The organism is Microbacterium barkeri, from assembly GCF_027921765.1.
In the GTDB taxonomy this organism is placed as follows: domain Bacteria; phylum Actinomycetota; class Actinomycetes; order Actinomycetales; family Microbacteriaceae; genus Microbacterium; species Microbacterium barkeri.
This window is the reverse complement of record NZ_BSEJ01000008.1, coordinates 1-16,501: the sequence shown is the minus strand read 5'-3', so window position 1 is coordinate 16,501 and position 16,501 is coordinate 1. Positions and strand designations below refer to the sequence as shown.

Genomic DNA, 16,501 nt, shown 5'->3' with positions numbered 1-16,501 from the left:
GTCGACACGGTAGAGTGCGCCGCTCAGTCCGCGGAGCGGCGGCCGGTCCGCGCGGTCGCCTGCTCGAGGCGGTCGACGACGCGCACGAGGCCGTCGTCGCCGCCGACGTTGCCGGCGAACACCACGTAGGGCAGCCCCGGCGCACGGCCGTCGACGGGGCGCCACACGGAGACGATGCCGGGCAGCACCGTGCCCACGACCTCGGCGCGGCTCATCCCGAGCGCCTCGGTCGCGACATCGGACGACGTGATGCCTCCCTTCGCGACGAGGAAGGCGGGCTGCCGGCGCGCGAGCACCTCGCGCACGACGTCGACGACCGCGGCGCTCACCTCGCGGGCGATCGCGAGGCTGCCCTCGGCGTCGGCGTCGCGCCGCAGGGCGCGGCTCGTCCGGAAGACGACCGTGCCGCGCTCGAGCGCCGCGACGATCGCATCGGCGAGGGCGCGACGGTGCGCGGCGTCCGACGGGCGCGCCGCGTCGAGCTCGACGATCGGCAGCTCGCGGTCCGCGACCAGCCGCTCGAGCTGGCGGGTCGTCATCGCGACGTGCGAGCCGACCACCACGAGCCCGCCTGGTGCGCCGCCCTCCGGCGCCGCGAGCTCGTGGTCCGCCACGGGGCTGCTCGCGCGCTGGCCGAGCCGCGCCCGCACGAAGGACGGCCCTGACCGGTAGACGAGCCTCCGGCCGTCCGCCTCCGCGCTCTGCACCGCCTCCGCCACGACGCGCAGGTCGGCGTCGTGCTCGGCGTCGACGGCCACGACCCGCCCGTCCCGCGCCTCGTCGAGGATGGCGCGCACGCGATCCGGCCCGCCCTCGCGGATGTCGGACAGGCGGATCTGCGCGACGTCGGATGCGCGCACGCGCCCGCCCGTCTGCTCCTCGACCCAGCGCGGCAGCGCCGACTCGCGGAAGCCGAACGTCGCGTCGCGCGCGAACTCGGTCTCGCCGACGGGCGTGCGCGTGCCGTCGGGGCCGACGACGAGGTGCACGCCGTCGACCGTGATGCGCCCGGCGTCGATGTAGGCGGGGACGAGCAGCACGGCGTCGACGGGCCGCGGCTCGGAGGCCGCGAGCACGTCGGTCTCGAGCGGGAAGTGCCCGCGCAGGGTCGAGTCGCCGCGCGCCATGAACACGGGATCGACGCCGAGCTCGGCCGCGACTCCGCGAACGGCGGCGGCCACGCCGGCCACGCGCTCCGCGGCCTCGGCGGGTCCGAGGCTGCGGGTGTTGGTGAGGATGAAGAACCCCTCCCCGCCCTGATCGAACGCCCACCGCAGATCGTCGGGGTCCGTCCGCGTGAGGACGGGGACGCCGCGGATCGTCTGCGTGCCGGTGGGGTCGTCGTCGAGGACGATGACAGGGCGGGGCATGGGGTCCTCCTCAGTGGGCCGGGGTCTGCGCGGGCGCGTCGTCGAGCAGGTCGTCGGCCTTCGCGCGGAAGAAGCGCGTGCCGAGCATCATGGCGGCAGCGAGGAACGCGAACACCCCGAGCGAGACCACGCCCCAGGCGCCGCTCTCGGTCGGCATCGCCTCGTTGAAGGCCGTGCGCATGAGCGGGGCGACGAAGCCGCCGAGGTTGCCGAGGGAGTTGATGAGGCCGATGCCGGCCGCGGCCGCGGTGCCGGTGAGGAACGCCGTCGGGAAGGACCACGTGATCGGGCCCACCGAGAGGAAGCTCGCGACCGCGACGGTGATGAAGAGGATGCCGAGGAGCGGCTGGTCCGTCGCCCCCGCCCACGCGGATCCGACGATGAACGCCCCCGTGAGGACGTAGAACGTGGCGCCCCAGTTGCGACGGCGCCTCACCGTGTCCGCCTTGTTGCCGAAGTAGTAGCAGGCGAACAGGCCCACGAGCCACGGGATCGCCGTGACGAGGCCGACCTGCCATCCGACGTCCTGGCCCAGGAGCCCGGCCACCTGCTGCGGCAGGTAGAAGGTGGTGCCGTACACCGCGATCTGCAGGCAGAAGTAGATGACCGTGAAGTACCAGACCTTCCAGTTGGCCATCGCGCGCCAGATGCCGGTCGGGCCGTCCTCCTGGCGCACGGCGTCCTCACGCGCCATCACGTCGATCAGGGCGCGCTTCTCGTCGTCGTTCAGCCACTTGGCCTTCTGCGGCGTGTCGATGAGCAGGAAGATCGCCGCCACACCGGCGATGACCGCGAGCATGCCCTCGCTGAAGAACATCACCTGCCAGCCCGCCCACGGCGTGTACTGGTCACCGAAGCTGATCAGGCCGCCGGAGAGCGGAGCGCCGAGCATCTGCGAGAACGGCTGAGCGAGGTAGAAGATCGCGAACATGCGCACGCGCACCTTGTTCGGGAACCACTCGGCCAGGAACATGATGACGCCGGGGAAGAGCCCGGCCTCGGTGACGCCGAGCAGGAACCGCAGGATGATGAACATCGTGTCGTTCGTCGTGAACGCGAACGCCGCCGCGACGAGGCCCCACGTGATCGCGATCCGCGCGAGCCACCAGCGGGCGCCGAACCTCTTGAGCGCGAGGTTCGACGGGATCTCGAAGATCGCGTAGCCGATGAAGAAGATGCCGGCGCCGAGCGCGAACGCTCCCGCGGAGATGCCGCGGTCGGTCTGCAGCGCGGCCTCGGCGAAGCCGACGTTGGTGCGGTCGAGGAACGCGACGAAGTACAGGATGACGAGCATCGGCATGAGGTGCCGGGTCGCCTTGCGGACGGCGCTGGCGAGCGGCTCCGTCCTCAGGGTGGCGGTGTCAGCCATAGATGGACTCTCCTTCGAGCATGGCTACGGACGGGTTGAGGGGTGTCGGGTCGAGGTTGTCGGTGCGGGTCAGACCGCGAGGATCTGCCAGATCCCGATGCCGACGAGGACGATGCCGAGGGCGAGGAACGCCAGGCGGGACTTGCTCCAGCTGCCGGTGGTCATGGAGGACTCCTCAGTGCATGTAGGTGCCGCCGTCGATGTTCAGGGTCTGGCCCGTCACATAGCCGGCGTCTTCGCTGATCAGGTAGGCGACGCCCGCGGCGATGTCGCGAGGGGAGCCGATGCGGGGCAGCACGCCGTCGGCGGCCATGGCCGTCTTCCGCTCCTCGGTGAGGGTGCCGCCCATGATGTCGGTGTCGATGGGGCCAGGGGCGATCGCGTTCACGGTCACGCCGAGACGGCCGAGCTCGCGCGCGACCGATCGGGTGAAGCCGATGACCCCGGCCTTGGCCGCGGAGTACGCGGTCTTCGAGAACGTGCCGCCGCCGCGTTGTGCCGAGATCGACGACATGCTCACGATGCGGCCGAGCCCGTTCGCGGTCATCGTCTCCGCGGCCCGCCGTGTGGCGTAGTGCACGCCGTTGAGGTTGATCGCGATGACGCGGTTCCACTCCTCGGGCGTGACCTCGAGGTACGGATCCGGCGACGAGACGCCCGCGAGGTTCACGAGCGCGACGAGCGTCGGCAGCCGCGGCTCGAGCGCATCGAAGGCGGCGCGCACTTGCGCCTCGTCGGCGACGTCGGCCCCGGCTCCCGCGGCCGTGACGCCGTGCTGCTCGGCGATCTCGTCGGCGACGCCCTGCGCGGCCGCCTCGTCGAGGTCGATGATGCCGATGCTCCAGCCCCGCTCGGCGAGGTAGTGCGCCGTGGCGCGGCCGATGCCGCGCGGCGACGCCGCGCCGGTCAGGATCACGGTGCGCTCGGCCGGGAACGCGCTCATCGGACGACCTCCGAGGCCGGCGCCGCGGGTTCGATCGGGGCGGGGCCCAGCTCGTCGAGCAGCTTCTGCATCGCGACGTACGCCCTGTTGCGGTAGGCCACCAGCTCGGGCGTGCGCTCGGCGGGGACGTCGAGGAATCCCCCGCCCGACTTCGTGCCGAGCTTGCCGGCGTCGACGAGCTCCTGCAGGGCGGCCGGGGTGGCGAAGCGCTCGGGCCACCGGGTCTGCAGCGACTCGTAGCAGAAGGCGTAGACGTCGAGCCCGGCCATGTCGGCGATCGCGAACGGGCCGAAGAACGGAAGGCGGAAGCCGAACGTCGTGCGCACGATCGTGTCGACGTCGGAGGCCGACGCGACGCCCTCCTCGACGAGCTGCGACGCCTCGGCGAACAGCGCGTACTGGAGGCGGTTGAGCACGAAGCCCGTCGAGTCCTTCACGCGCGCGGTCTGCTTGCCCGTGGCCCGCACGACCTCCTCGACGAACGGCAGGATGGCCTCGTCGGTGCCCTCGTGGGGGATGATCTCGACACCCGGGATGAACGGAGCGGGGTTCGAGAAGTGCACCCCGAGGAAGCGCTCGGGATGCTCCACGGCGGTCGCGAGCGACGCGATCAGGATCGTCGACGTGTTGGATCCGATGACGGCGTCGGGCCGGGCCGCGGCGGAGATGCGGGACAGGGTGGCGTGCTTGATCTCGATCTTCTCGGGCACGGCCTCCTCGATGAGGTCGGCGCCCGCCACGGCCTCCTCGATGGATGCGGCGGCCGTGAGGCGCGCCTGGATCCGCTCGACGGCGTCCGCCGGGAACAGTCCGTCTGCGACGAACTGCCCGGCCTCGGTGAGGAGGCGCTCGAGGTTGGCGGCGGCGATCTCCGCCGAGACGTCGGCGATGCGGACGTCGTAGCCGGCGAGCGCGAGCACCTGGGCGATGCCGCCGCCCATGTAGCCCGATCCGACGATGGCGATGGTGGTCACTGCTGACGCTCCTTGATGTTGCGGGGGATGAGGGTGCGGAGGTATCGCGCGTTCGTGGCGCAGACGCCGAGCGAGTCGCCGCCGTACTGCTCCATGAGGAAGATGCCGCGGAAGCCGATCTCGTTGATGGCCTCGCGCACGACCTGGCGGTAGTTGATGAGGCCGAGCTCCATGCTCGTCGGGACCGACGTGGCCCACGATCCGTCGCCCGCCTCGTCGCGCGTGTAGTTCTTGACGTGCCAGTAGTTCGTGTACGGAAGCGTCTTGGCGAACATCTCGCGCCAGTCCTCGATGGGGCGATGCAGGCGGATGAGGTTCGCGATGTCGGGATTGATGCCGACGTTGTCGAGGCCGATGTCCTCGATGAGCCGGACGGCGCTGTCGGCTGTGCCGACGTAGGTGTCCTCGTACATCTCGAGCGACATCTGCAGGCCGACCTCGGCCGCGTGCCGGCCCAGCTCCCGCAGACGCGACACGGCCGCCTTCCAGACCTCCGGGTCATCCGGGTCCTTCGGGCCCTGCGCGGTCCAGAACCACAGCGCATCCCGCTGGGCCTCGCTGAAGGGCTGGTGGAGGCCGGTCGAGAAGACGTCCATGCCCCACTCGGCCGCGGCGTCGATCGTGCGGTGGGCGTACGCGAGGTTCTCGTCCTCGCGCCCCGGCCAGATCACGCTCCGGCGCTGCAGGTGCACGCTGGGGATGCGCACGCCGTGCGATCGGGCGATCGCGAGGAGCTCGTCGCGGCGGCTCGCCTCGAGATCGGCGGGGCGCACGTGACTGTCGGCGAGCTCGGCGAGGTCGAAGCCGACCTCCTCGATCTGCTCGAACATGTCGTCCCACACCTCGGGGGCCGCGTCGTGCAGGGCCGTGCCGTCGCGCCCCACCGTGGGGAACCCGTGCAGGCAGGTCGCGATCGGCCATCCCTCGCGGGTGTACTCGTATGCAGTCGCCATGTGGTGTGCTCCGTTGCGTTCTCGCGCCATCGGCGGCGCATCATCGATCCTATAGGATCTTTGCTAGGACGCGTCAAGGGCGGATCCGAGGATCCGAGGGATCAGCGGAGACCCCGCCGTCAGACGCGGCGGCTGCGCGACCGTGCGCGCGGGATCAGCGGTCGGTGTCGCGCAGGGAGCGCGCCCGCACCTTCTCGAGGTGCGCGCGCATGCAGGCGACGGCCGCCTCGGCGTCGCCGCGCTCGACCGCGTCGAGGATCGTCTCGTGCTCGGCGACCGCCTCGCGGACGTCGTCGGGCCCGCCCATGACGGCCTGGCGCATCCGATGCGTCAGGGCGCCGAGCCCGTCGTGCATCTCCAGCAGGTAGTGATTCCCGTTCGCGAGGAACAGCTGCCGATGGAACTCGCCGTCCGCGGCGAAATAGGCCTTCGTCACCTCGAGCGGCACGCCCGCGTCGTCGTGGGCGGCGATGACCGCCTCGGCCGCGTCGACGTGCCCCGCGTGCGCTGCGCGCAGCGCGGTCACCGCGGCAGCGCCTCCCCTGACGGCGCCGCCGGCGGCGGCCGTCTCGATGACCAGGCGCGCGTCGAACAGCTGCTCGAGCTCCTCGGGCGCGAGCGGAGGAGCCACGCGGTAGCCGCGCAGCGCCTCACGGGTCACGAGGCCGGTGCGCTCCAGCTGGACCATCGCCTCCCGCACGGGCGTCGGCGACACGTCGAGAAGGCGGGCCATCGAGTCGATCGACAGGCGGGCACCCGGCTCGACCTCGCCGGTCAGCAGCATCTCGAGGATCAGATCGTAGACACGGTCTCGCAGACCGCGCCGCTCGATCTCGACGACGCGTCCCAGCGGCAGACTGCTCACGCGTGCTCCTCCTCGGCGCTCACTCCGTTCCCGGCCGCCGGACCCCGTCGCTCTGGGCGAGGGATCCCGCTTCGTCGAGAATACGGCCGAACGCCTCGGGATCATGTGCGAAGCGACCGAGGAAGAGCCCGTCGACGGCCGCGCCGATGCGCGAGAGCAGCCCCGGCCCGGCGCTGCCGCCGTAGAGGACGGCCGAATCGGCGGCCATCCCCATCGCCCGCAGCGCCGCGCGCAGCTCCGCGCACACGACGCGGATGTGCTCGTCGGGCGCCGGCTCCGGCGCTCCGATCGCCCAGACCGGCTCGTATGCCACGAGCACCCGCCCGTCGCGTCCTGCGGCGAGCGCGGGGGCGAGCGACGCCTGGAGCTGCCGCACGGCCGCACGCGCCGCATCCGGCGGTGACCCCTCGCTCTCCTCCCCGACGCACACGAGCGGCGTCAACCCCGCGGCGAGGATGGCGTCCGTCTTCCGCGCGACGGTCTCGTCGGTCTCGCCGAAGTGGCGACGCCGCTCGGCATGGCCGACCTCGACGAGGCTCACCCCGAACTCGGCGAGCTGCCGCGGCGACACCTCCCCCGTGAACGCGCCGTCGTCCCAGTGCGCGTCCTGCGCGCCGACGCGCAGCGGCCCGTCGGCGGCGACCGCCCCGACCTCCGCGATCGACAGGAAGCCCGGGATCGCGAACGGCTCGACCGCCCCCGAGCGCACCGCGGGATGCGCTCGGCTCAGCTCATCCACGGCGCGGGCCCAGGTCATCGTGCGCTCGCGACCGAAGTAGGCCTTCAGGCTCGCGCCGACGACGAAGCGCGCCACGGTTCAGTCGCCCTCGTACGCGCAGATGTCGTTGACCTTGTCGTTCGACGCGCTGGACGGGTCGAACGTGTACGTCAGCCACTCCGCGGCGAGACGGCGCGCCAGCTCGATGCCCACCACGCGCTGGCCCATGCAGAGCACCTGCGCGTTGTTCGACAGGATCGAGCGCTCGACCGAGAACGAGTCGTGCGCGGTCACGGCGCGGATGCCCTTGACCTTGTTGGCGGCGATCGCGACACCGAGCCCCGTGCCGCAGATCAGGATGGCCCGGTCGGCTTCGCCGCGCGCGATGCGCTCGGCCGCCTCGATCGCGATCCGGGGGTAGGACGTGTGCCCGTCGGCGTCGACGCCGACGTCGGCGACGCTCTCGACGAGGTCGCTCGCCTCGAGGTCGCCCTTGAGGATCTCCTTGTACTGGTAGCCGGCGTCGTCGCAGCCGACGATGAGGCGCAGGGCCATGGTCACTCCTTCGGTCTCGTGGGGATCACGTCGTCGCGGGTGCGTCGACGAAGGCGCGGTGGACGGTGCGGCAGACGAGGGCGAACGACACCGCGCCCGGGTCGGGCGTGCCGATCGACTTCTCGCCGTGCGAGCGAGCGCGGCCCAGCGTCGCGACGAGGTCGGCGGTCGACCGGGCAGCCGCCTCGGCGGCGTCGGTCGCGGCGGCCCATGCGTCGCCGAGGCGGCGGCCGGCGGCGACCTCGGCGCTCAGCGTCTCGGCGAAGGGCACGATGGCGTCGACCATCGTCTTGTCACCCACCTCGGCCTTGCCGAACGCCCGCACGGCATCACTCGCGGCGCGCACGCCGTCGGCGACCCGCTGCGCGGTGACGGCCTCGTCGTCGGTCAGGGCCGTGCCGACGGTCTTCAGGATCTCGGCCCAGATCGCCCCCGAGGTCCCGCCCGCCTTGTCGCTCCAAGCCTCGGCGGCATGCGCGAGCACCGTCTGGGCGCCGGCGCCGGCCTCGCTCGCGCGGCGACCGGCGTCGCGAGCAGCATGCGACCCGCGCTGCATGCCGATGCCGTGGTCGCCGTCGCCGGCCACCCGATCGATGCGGCCGAGCTCGTCGGCGGCGTCGTCCAGGGCCTGCGCGACATCGGCGAGGGCACTCGCGATCACGTCGCCCAGAGCCCGCGAGGCCTCGGACGCGGGGCCGATCGGCAGCTGCGCATCCTCCTCGTCGACGTGGACCTCGACGCGACGCTGCGGAGCGACCGCTCCCTTTCGGTACCCGTGGCTGTCGGCGGGCGCCGCCCACAGGCGCTCGAGCTCGTCGTCCAGCCACAGCAGGGTCAGCGAGCAGCCCGCCATGTCGAAGCTCGTGCAGAGCTCGCCGACCTCGGGTTCGACCACGGTCGCGCCCGCCTCGTCGAGCAGGCGGTGCACGGTGCGGTAGACGACGAAGAGCTCCTCGCTCTTCACGCTTCCGAGGCCGTTCAGCAGCGGCACCACGCGCGACCCGGCGACGGTCACGCCGTCGGGCAGCTCCTCGAGCAGCTTCGCGACGAACATCTCGGCCAGGCCCTCGGCCGTCGGGATGTCCACCTCGTCGATCCCTGGCTCGCCGTGGATGCCGAGGCCCACGGCCATCCGCCCCTTCGGCACCTCGAAGAGCGGGGCGTCCGCCCCCGGCATCGTGCACCCGCCGAACGCGACGCCGAACGAGCGCGTGCGGGCGTTGGCGTGCCGGGCGAGGCGCTCGACGTCGTCGAGGTCCATGCCGGCCTCGGCCGCGGCACCCGCGATCTTGAACACGACGAGGTCGCCGGCGATGCCGCGGCGCTTCTCCTGCTGATCGGCCGGGGCGCTCCAGACGTCGTCCGTCACGAGCACTGTGCGCACGTCGTGCCCCTCGGCGTTCAGGCGGTCCTGCGCCTGCGTGAAGTGCAGCACGTCGCCGGCGTAGTTGCCGTACGACAGCAGGACGCCGCGGCCCTGATCGGCGGCCTTTGCCACCGAGTACACCTGCTGCGCCGAGGGCGAGGCGAACAGGTTGCCCATGGCCGCTCCGTGCGCCAGGCCGGGCCCGACCAGGCCGCCGAAGGCCGGATAGTGGCCGCTGCCGCCGCCGACGACGAGCGCGACGGTCGGCTCATCGGCCGCCGTCGCGCGGACCACGCCGCCCGGCACGCGCTGCACCCAGCGCGCGGCCGCATCGGCGAAGCCCTCGGTCATCTCGTCGGCGAACGCCGCAGGGTCGTTGAACAGTCGCGTCATCGCGCCGCCTCCTCGTGGACGTCGTCATCCGTGGTCGAGCACGATCCTATAGGATATTTTCCACATCATCCAGCGTTGCTCTCGACCACCGCACATGGGCTCGCCCGCAGGGGCGCCCTTCGCCCCGCACAATGTCTGCGGAGGGGCTCCCGGTCCCGCACGCTCCGACACCTCGTGTCAACCCCCTTGTGCTGACATGGCTACGTCCATGCACTACCGTGTGCGCATGCGCGCCATCCGTCGCTTCACCGTCCGCCCCGTCCTCCCCGCCCCGATCGCGGCGCTCGGCAGCCTCGCCGGGAACCTCAGATGGTCCTGGCATCCCGCCACGCAGGACGTCTTCGCCGAGGTCGCGCCGGACGCGTGGGCCGCGACGCACGATCCCGTGCACGTGCTCGGATCGGTCTCGCGCGAGCGGCTCGAGGAGCTCGCCGGCGACGACGGCTTCCTCGCGCGCCTCGGGCAGGCGGAGGCGAGCCTCGAGCGCTACCTCGCCGAGGACCGCTGGTACCAGCGCCAGGTCGCGGATGGCCCGCGCGCGATCGCGTACTTCTCCCCCGAGTTCGGGATCACGGCGGTGCTGCCGCAGTACTCCGGGGGCCTCGGCATCCTCGCGGGCGATCACCTCAAGGCGGCGAGCGACCTGGGCGTCCCGATCGTCGGCGTGGGCCTGCTCTACCGACACGGCTACTTCTCGCAGGCCCTGTCGCGCGAGGGCTGGCAGCAGGAGAGCTACCCGCTGCTCGACCCCGACGAGCTGCCGATCACGGCCCTGCGCGAGCCGGACGGCACGCCCGCGACGATCTCGATCGCCCAGCCCGGCGACCGCGATCTCGTCGCGCGCATCTGGGTCGCGAGGGTCGGGCGCGTGCCGCTGCTCATGCTCGACACGGCGGTCGAGGGGGCCCCGGATCACCACGTCGCCGTCACCGACCGCCTGTACGGCGGCAACAGCGAGCACCGGCTCCGACAGGAGCTGCTCCTCGGCGTCGGCGGCGTGCGCGCGCTGCGGGCCTACAGCCGCCTGACCGGCGCGCCCGTGCCCGAGGTGTACCACACCAACGAGGGGCACGCGGGGTTCCAGGGGCTCGAGCGCATCCGCGAGCTCACGGTCGACGCAGCGGGCCCGCGCCTCGACATCGACGCGGCGCTCGAGGTGTGCCGTGCCTCGACCGTGTTCACGACGCACACGCCCGTGCCTGCGGGCATCGACCGCTTCCCCCGCACGCTCATCGAGCAGTACTTCGCATCCGACGGCGCGACGCCGGGCGTGCCGCTCGACCGGGTCCTCGCGCTCGGCGCCGAGAGCTACCCGGGCGGCGACCCCGGCGTGTTCAACATGGCCGTGATGGGCTTCCGCCTCGCGCAGCGCGCGAACGGGGTCTCGCAGCTGCACGGGCACGTGAGCCGCGAGATGTTCCACGGCCTGTGGCCCGCGTTCGACGAGGCGGAGGTGCCGATCACCTCCATCACGAACGGCGTGCACGCCCCGACGTGGGTGGCTCGCGAGTTCCAGCAGCTCGTGGCCGAGCTCGGCGCCGACCCCGACGGCGACCCCGCGGAGTTCGCGCAGGCGATCGACACCGCGCCGTCGCGCCGCATGTGGGAGCTCAAGCGCGCGATGCGCGAGCGGCTCGTCCTCGATGCGCGCGATCGGCTGCGCGCCTCGTGGCGCAAGCGCGGCGCAGCGGAGGCCGAGCTCGGCTGGATCGACGACGCGCTCGATCCGGATGTGCTCACGATCGGCTTCGCGCGGCGCGTGCCGTCGTACAAGCGCCTCACCCTCATGCTCCGCGACCCCGCGCGGCTCAAGCGCCTCCTTCTCGACCCCGAGCGGCCCATCCAGCTCGTCGTCGCTGGCAAGGCGCACCCCGCAGACGACGGCGGCAAGAAGCTCATCCAGGATCTCGTGCGCTTCGCCGACGACCCCGAGGTCCGCCACCGCATCGTGTTCCTGCCCAACTACGACATCGCGATGGCCCTGCCGCTCTACCCGGGCTGCGACGTCTGGCTCAACAACCCGCTGCGCCCCTACGAGGCCTGCGGCACGAGCGGCATGAAGGCCGCACTGAACGGCGGGCTCAATCTCTCGATCCTCGACGGATGGTGGGACGAGTGGTTCGACGGGGACAACGGCTGGGCCATCCCCTCGGCCGACGGCCTCGACGACCCCGACAAGCGCGACGACCTCGAGGCCGCCGCGCTCTACGACCTCGTCGAGCGCGAGATCGCGCCGCGCTTCTACGACCGCGACGCCGACGGGCTGCCCATCCGCTGGCTCGAGATGGTGCGCCACACGCTCGTGTCGCTCGCCCCGAAGGTGCTCGCGACCCGCATGGTGCGCGACTACGTCACCGAGCTCTACGCGCCGGCCGCGACGTCGGGACGGGCGCTCGACGACGGCTTCGCCGCGGCGATCGACCTCGCGGCCTGGAAGGCGCGCGTCGCGGCCGGATGGCACGCGGTGCGCGTGGAGCACGTCGAGTCGAGTGGCCCTGGCGACGCCGCCGAGGTCGGCGCCGAGCTGTCGGTGCGCGCGTTCGTCGCGCTGGGCGACCTGCGGCCGGCGGATGTCGCGGTGCAGCTCGTCTCGGGGCGCGCGGTCGGCGAGGACGAGATCGCGGACCCGACGTACACGGCGCTCTCGGCGGTGGAGAGCTACGAGGGCGGACGGGTCTGCTTCGCGGGCGGGATCACCCTCGACCGCTCGGGGGCGTTCGGGTACACCGTGCGCGTCGTGCCCCAGGAGGAGCACCTCGCCTCGGTCGCCGAGCTGGGCCTGGTCGCCACCGCGTAGGGTCGAGCGGCCCGGCCCGCGTCAGAGCGGAGCCTGCAGCGACTGCATCACGACCACGGTGCGCGGCGCCATGACGAGCGGCGCCTCCACCGTGACGCGCGTGCCCGGGGGCACTGCCTCATCGGTCGAGAGCACGACGTCGCCCATGCTGATCCACTCGTTCTCGGGGAACGTGATCGTCACCTCGGTCTCGCCCGCGTTGAACCAGAACAGGAACGAGTGGTCGACGAGCTGCTCGCCGTGCGGGCCCGGCTCGCGCAGCGGACCGCCGGACAGGAACATCCCGATGGTCCTGAGCCCGCCATCCGCCCAGTCGGCCGTGCGCATGCGGCGCCCCTCGGGATGCAGCCAGACGAGGTCGGCCGGGCCGCCCTTGATCGTCGGCGACCCCTCGAACCAGTGCCGCTGGCGCAGCGCCAGGTGCTCGCGCCGGAGCCTGAGCGCCGCCTTGGTGAGCTCGTACACGTCGAGCCACGCGTCGTCGGGGCGCCAGTCCATCCACGAGATCTCGTTGTCCTGGCAGTAGGCGTTGTTGTTGCCGCGCTGCGTGCGGCCGCGCTCGTCGCCGGCGGTGATCATCGGCACGCCGTTCGACAGGCAGAGCGTCATCATGAGGTTCGCGGCCTGGCGGCGGCGCAGCGCGACGATCTCGGCGTCGTCGGTCTCGCCCTCGACGCCGTGGTTCCAGGACCGGTTGTTGTCGGTGCCGTCGCGGTTGTCCTCGCCGTTCGCCTCGTTGTGCTTGTGGTCGTAGCTGACGAGGTCGCGCACGGTGAAGCCGTCGTGCGCCGTGATGAAGTTCACCGAGTTGTACGCGGAGCGCCCGTCGTCGGCGTAGAGGTCGCTCGAGCCCGCGAGCCGCGTCGCGACGTCCTTGATCTGCGCGTGCCCGCGCCAGAAGTCGCGGATGGTGTCGCGGTACTTGTCGTTCCACTCGACCCACGGCTGCGGCAGGCGGCCGACGAGGTAGCCGTCCATCGACGCGTCCCACGGCTCGGCGATGAGCTTGACGTGACGCAGCACCGGGTCCTGGTCGACCGCGATGAGGAACGCGCACGCGAAGTCGATGTCGTATCCCGTGCGCGTGAGCGCCGAGGTGAGGTCGAACCGGAACCCGTCGACGTGCATCTCGGTGACCCAGTAGCGCAGCGAGTCGAGGATGAGGCGCAGCGCGTAGGGGTCGCCCGTGTTGACGGTGTTGCCGCAGCCCGTGACATCCCAGTAGGTGTCGTCGAACCCGCCGTTCTCCGGGATCAGCCGCTTGTAGAAGCCACGGTCGTCGAGCCCGCGGAACGAGAGGGTCGGCCCGTGGGGGCCGGCCTCCGCCGTGTGGTTGTAGACGACGTCGAGGATGACCTCGATCCCCGCTCCGTGCAGCGCCTTCACCATCCGCTTGAACTCGTCGACCTGCTCGCCGCGATCGCCCGACGACGAGTACGCCGCGTCGGGCGCGAAGTAGGACAGGGTGTTGTAGCCCCAGTAGTTGACGAGCCCGCGCTCGAGGAGGCCCGGCTCCGAGAAGAACTGCTGCACGGGCAGCAGCTCGACGGCCGTGACGCCGAGGTCGCGGAGGTACTCGACGACCGCCGGCTCGGCGAGGCCCGCATAGGTGCCGCGCAGGTGCTCGGGGATGCGGTCGTGCAGCTTCGTGAACCCCTTCACGTGCAGCTCGTAGATGACCGTGTCGCGCCAGCGCGTCTTCATCGGCTCATCGTCGCCCCAGTCGAACGAGGGGTCCACGACGACGCTCCGCGCCGTGTACGCGGCCGAGTCGGTGTCGTCGCGCACGGCGGGGTCGTCCTCGCGGACGCCGAAGATCGGCTGCTCGGCGATGATCGTGCCGCTCGTGGCGAGGCCATACGGGTCGAGGAGGAGCTTCTGCGGGTTGTGCCGGAGGCCCTGCGCCGGATCCCACGGGCCGTCGACTCGGTAGCCGTAGCGCTGCCCGGGGCGGATGCCGGGAAGGGCGCCGTGCCAGATGCTCTGGGAGTGCTCGGTGAGCTCGTGCCGCGTCTCGGAGTTGTTCTCGTCGAAGAGGCACAGCCACACGCGCGTCGCGTTGGGCGCGTAGACCGCGAAGTTCGTCGACTCCTCGCTCCAGGTCGCTCCGAGCGGCCAGTTGCGTCCTGGCCAGATGGCGGCTGTCTCACCCATGCGGGTCCAGATCTCCGGGCTCACAGGGCGATTGTCCCAGGCTCAGATGACAGAACCCGCCGTTCCGGTAACCGGATGGCCACAGTACGGACACAATGCGCGCCGGTCACTCGAGCGCGGCATCGATCTCCTCGCGCGTCGGCATCGCGGGCGCGGCCCCGGGCCGGGTCACCGCGATCGCGGCAGCCGCCGTCGCCGCCTCGACCGCCGCCTCGAGCGGCTCGCCGCGGGTGAGCCACGCGACGAGCACGCCGACGAACGTGTCACCGGCGCCCGTCGTGTCGACGGCCTCCACCTCGCGCGCCGCGACCGCGGCGACGATGTCGCCGCCGCGTGCGATGAGCGCGCCCTTCGACCCTCGCGTGACGATGACCGTGCCCGCCTCCGCGCTGAGGCGCCGCGCGGCGGTCTCGACGTCGGACGCGCCCGACAGCGCGAGCGCCTCCGACTCGTTCGGCACGAGGATGTCCACGAGCGGCAGCAGTCGCGCCGCCTCGGCGTCGACCGGGGCGGGGGTGAGCACCGTGAGCGCCTCGGCCTGCCGGCCTGCGGCGAGGGCGCGCTCGACGAGGGCGAGCGGGCGCTCGAGCTGCACGACGAGGGCCGCAGCCGACGCGATCAGCGCGCGGTCGCCATCCGTCAGCTCCTCCTCGCCGTTCGCGCCCGCCACGATGACGATGCTGTTCTCGCCGCCGTCGAGCACGCTGACCTGGGCGATGCCCGTCGGCGCGGCGGATGTCCGCAGCGCGTCGGTCGCGATGCGCTCGCCCTCCAGGAAGGCGCGCAGCTCGCGCCCGAACCCGTCGTCGCCGACCGCGCCCGCGAACGCGACCTCGGCTCCGGCGCGGCGGGCGGCGACGGCCTGGTTGAGGCCCTTGCCGCCGGCGCCCGTCGAGAAGTCGGAGCCGGTCATCGTCTCGCCCGGCTCGGGGAGACGCGGTTGCCGCGTGACGAGGTCCATGTTGGCGCTGCCGAGGACGACGATGGGGCCCGTGCGGTTCACGACGTCCACGCTAGTGCGCGCCCGGTCTCGCCGGTCACAGGCGCACGTCCCCCACGAGATTCACGCGGATGCCCATGCGGTCGAGCATGGCCGCCTTCGCGACGAGCGCCCGGTCGGCCGTGGCGGCGTCGGGCGCGTAGACCACCTGAGCGTGGTTCGCCTTGTGCCGGGCCATGAACTGGTCACGCGTGATGCCGTGGAGCACGACATGCGCGATGGGCCACTCGGGGTTGGTCGCCTGCTTCCGGCGCGCGGTCTCCTCCTCGGGCAGCTCGATCGCGGTTCCGCGGAAGATGTCGGCCTGGAGCACGCCGTCCGCGATGAATACTCGCGAGATGACGAGCTCCCCCGGCCGGGACACGCCGTTGATCGTCGACCCGCCGGCCGGGAAGAACACGGGGTCCTGCCGCCAGCCCTCCGCCTTGTGCCATCCGCCCAGGTGCGATCCGGGGACCGAGCCGGAGATCTCGTAGACCCACACGAAGTCGCCCTCGTAGTCCTCGCCCCAGCGGACGTCGTGCAGGGTGTTGTCGGGCACGAGTCCCATCGCCGTCCACACCCGGTCGGTCACGAGCGCATCGACGGCGACGCCCTCGTCGGCCTCGTTGAAGTGCGGGAGAGCACGACCGGCGAACAGCTCGCGGTCGCCGTCGCGGGAGAGCACGGGCGGACGCTCGGTCGAGTTCAGAAGCCCCTCGGCGAGGTCGGAGGCCGGGACCAGGTCCTTCAGGCCCTGCTGGTACTGGATGCCGACGGCGTCGAGCCCGAAGTCGTCGGCGATGCGCAGGGCCGCGATGTACATCTTGAACTGCCAGCGCAGCTGCGCCTCGGTGAGCTCGGTCCGCTCATCCGTCCCGAGCCGGAAGGACATGCCGCGGTCGCGGAGCCAGGCCCCGACCGCGTCCGCCTCGTCGTCGGGAACGGCGAGCATCTCGGCGTACAGCGCGGACTGCGACAGACGCTCCTTGTAGATGCCGGTCGGGTTCAGCAGCTCGTCGTCGAAGATGGCGTTGTACATGCCCATGCAGCCCTCGTCGAACA

General features: G+C 72.0%; 12 protein-coding genes and 1 pseudogene. 1 reads left to right on the top strand and 12 read right to left on the bottom strand.

Features of this window, described 5'->3' with window-relative positions; all coding sequences use genetic code 11:
- Window positions 1-23 precede the first annotated feature (23 nt).
- The 9 genes from PKE79_RS09255 to PKE79_RS09215 form a co-directional block, all read right to left on the bottom strand.
- Window positions 24-1,370: a four-carbon acid sugar kinase family protein gene (locus tag PKE79_RS09255; RefSeq protein ID WP_271173410.1), complete on the bottom strand. Its 1,347-nt coding sequence runs from the start codon at window positions 1,368-1,370 to the stop codon at window positions 24-26.
- A gap of 10 nt (window positions 1,371-1,380) precedes the next feature.
- The gene (locus PKE79_RS09250) at window positions 1,381-2,739 is read right to left on the bottom strand and encodes an MFS transporter (protein WP_271173409.1); all 1,359 of its coding nucleotides are present in this window, start codon (window positions 2,737-2,739) and stop codon (window positions 1,381-1,383) included.
- A gap of 175 nt (window positions 2,740-2,914) precedes the next feature.
- Complete coding sequence (locus PKE79_RS09245) at window positions 2,915-3,682, bottom strand: SDR family NAD(P)-dependent oxidoreductase (protein WP_271173408.1); 768 nt, start codon at window positions 3,680-3,682, stop codon at window positions 2,915-2,917.
- The gene (locus PKE79_RS09240; RefSeq protein WP_271173407.1) at window positions 3,679-4,656 is read right to left on the bottom strand and encodes a 3-hydroxyacyl-CoA dehydrogenase family protein; all 978 of its coding nucleotides are present in this window, start codon (window positions 4,654-4,656) and stop codon (window positions 3,679-3,681) included. The genes PKE79_RS09245 and PKE79_RS09240 overlap by 4 nt, the downstream gene beginning before the upstream one ends.
- Window positions 4,653-5,609, bottom strand: coding sequence for a sugar phosphate isomerase/epimerase family protein (locus PKE79_RS09235; protein WP_271173406.1), 957 nt, complete (start codon window positions 5,607-5,609; stop codon window positions 4,653-4,655). The genes PKE79_RS09240 and PKE79_RS09235 overlap by 4 nt, the downstream gene beginning before the upstream one ends.
- A 154-nt stretch (window positions 5,610-5,763) precedes the next feature.
- Window positions 5,764-6,474: a GntR family transcriptional regulator gene (locus tag PKE79_RS09230; protein ID WP_271173405.1), complete on the bottom strand. Its 711-nt coding sequence runs from the start codon at window positions 6,472-6,474 to the stop codon at window positions 5,764-5,766.
- 19 nt (window positions 6,475-6,493) lie between these two features.
- Entirely contained in the window at window positions 6,494-7,288 is a 795-nt protein-coding gene (locus tag PKE79_RS09225) for a triose-phosphate isomerase family protein (RefSeq protein ID WP_271173404.1), read from the bottom strand.
- 3 nt (window positions 7,289-7,291) lie between these two features.
- Entirely contained in the window at window positions 7,292-7,747 is a 456-nt protein-coding gene (locus tag PKE79_RS09220; RefSeq protein ID WP_374727757.1) for a ribose-5-phosphate isomerase, read from the bottom strand.
- 25 nt (window positions 7,748-7,772) lie between these two features.
- On the bottom strand, window positions 7,773-9,506 hold the full coding sequence (locus tag PKE79_RS09215) for a dihydroxyacetone kinase family protein (protein ID WP_271173402.1): 1,734 nt from the start codon (window positions 9,504-9,506) through the stop codon (window positions 7,773-7,775).
- A 226-nt stretch (window positions 9,507-9,732) separates the two neighbouring features.
- Between PKE79_RS09215 and glgP the strand changes: the two genes are divergently transcribed.
- Window positions 9,733-12,303 carry an alpha-glucan family phosphorylase gene (gene glgP, locus PKE79_RS09210; protein ID WP_271173401.1) on the top strand — a complete coding sequence of 857 codons (2,571 nt, stop codon included), beginning with the start codon at window positions 9,733-9,735 and terminating at the stop codon, window positions 12,301-12,303.
- A 21-nt stretch (window positions 12,304-12,324) separates the two neighbouring features.
- Here the strand turns inward: glgP and glgX are convergent, their stop codons facing one another.
- The 3 genes and pseudogenes from glgX to PKE79_RS09195 all read right to left on the bottom strand — a co-directional run.
- Complete coding sequence (glgX, locus tag PKE79_RS09205; protein ID WP_271173400.1) at window positions 12,325-14,481, bottom strand: glycogen debranching protein GlgX; 2,157 nt, start codon at window positions 14,479-14,481, stop codon at window positions 12,325-12,327.
- An 82-nt stretch (window positions 14,482-14,563) separates the two neighbouring features.
- The gene (locus PKE79_RS09200) at window positions 14,564-15,460 is read right to left on the bottom strand and encodes a ribokinase (protein WP_271173399.1); all 897 of its coding nucleotides are present in this window, start codon (window positions 15,458-15,460) and stop codon (window positions 14,564-14,566) included.
- Window positions 15,461-15,494: 34 nt separating this feature from the next.
- A pseudogene (locus tag PKE79_RS09195) lies at window positions 15,495-16,501 on the bottom strand (fucose isomerase); the annotation flags it as partial.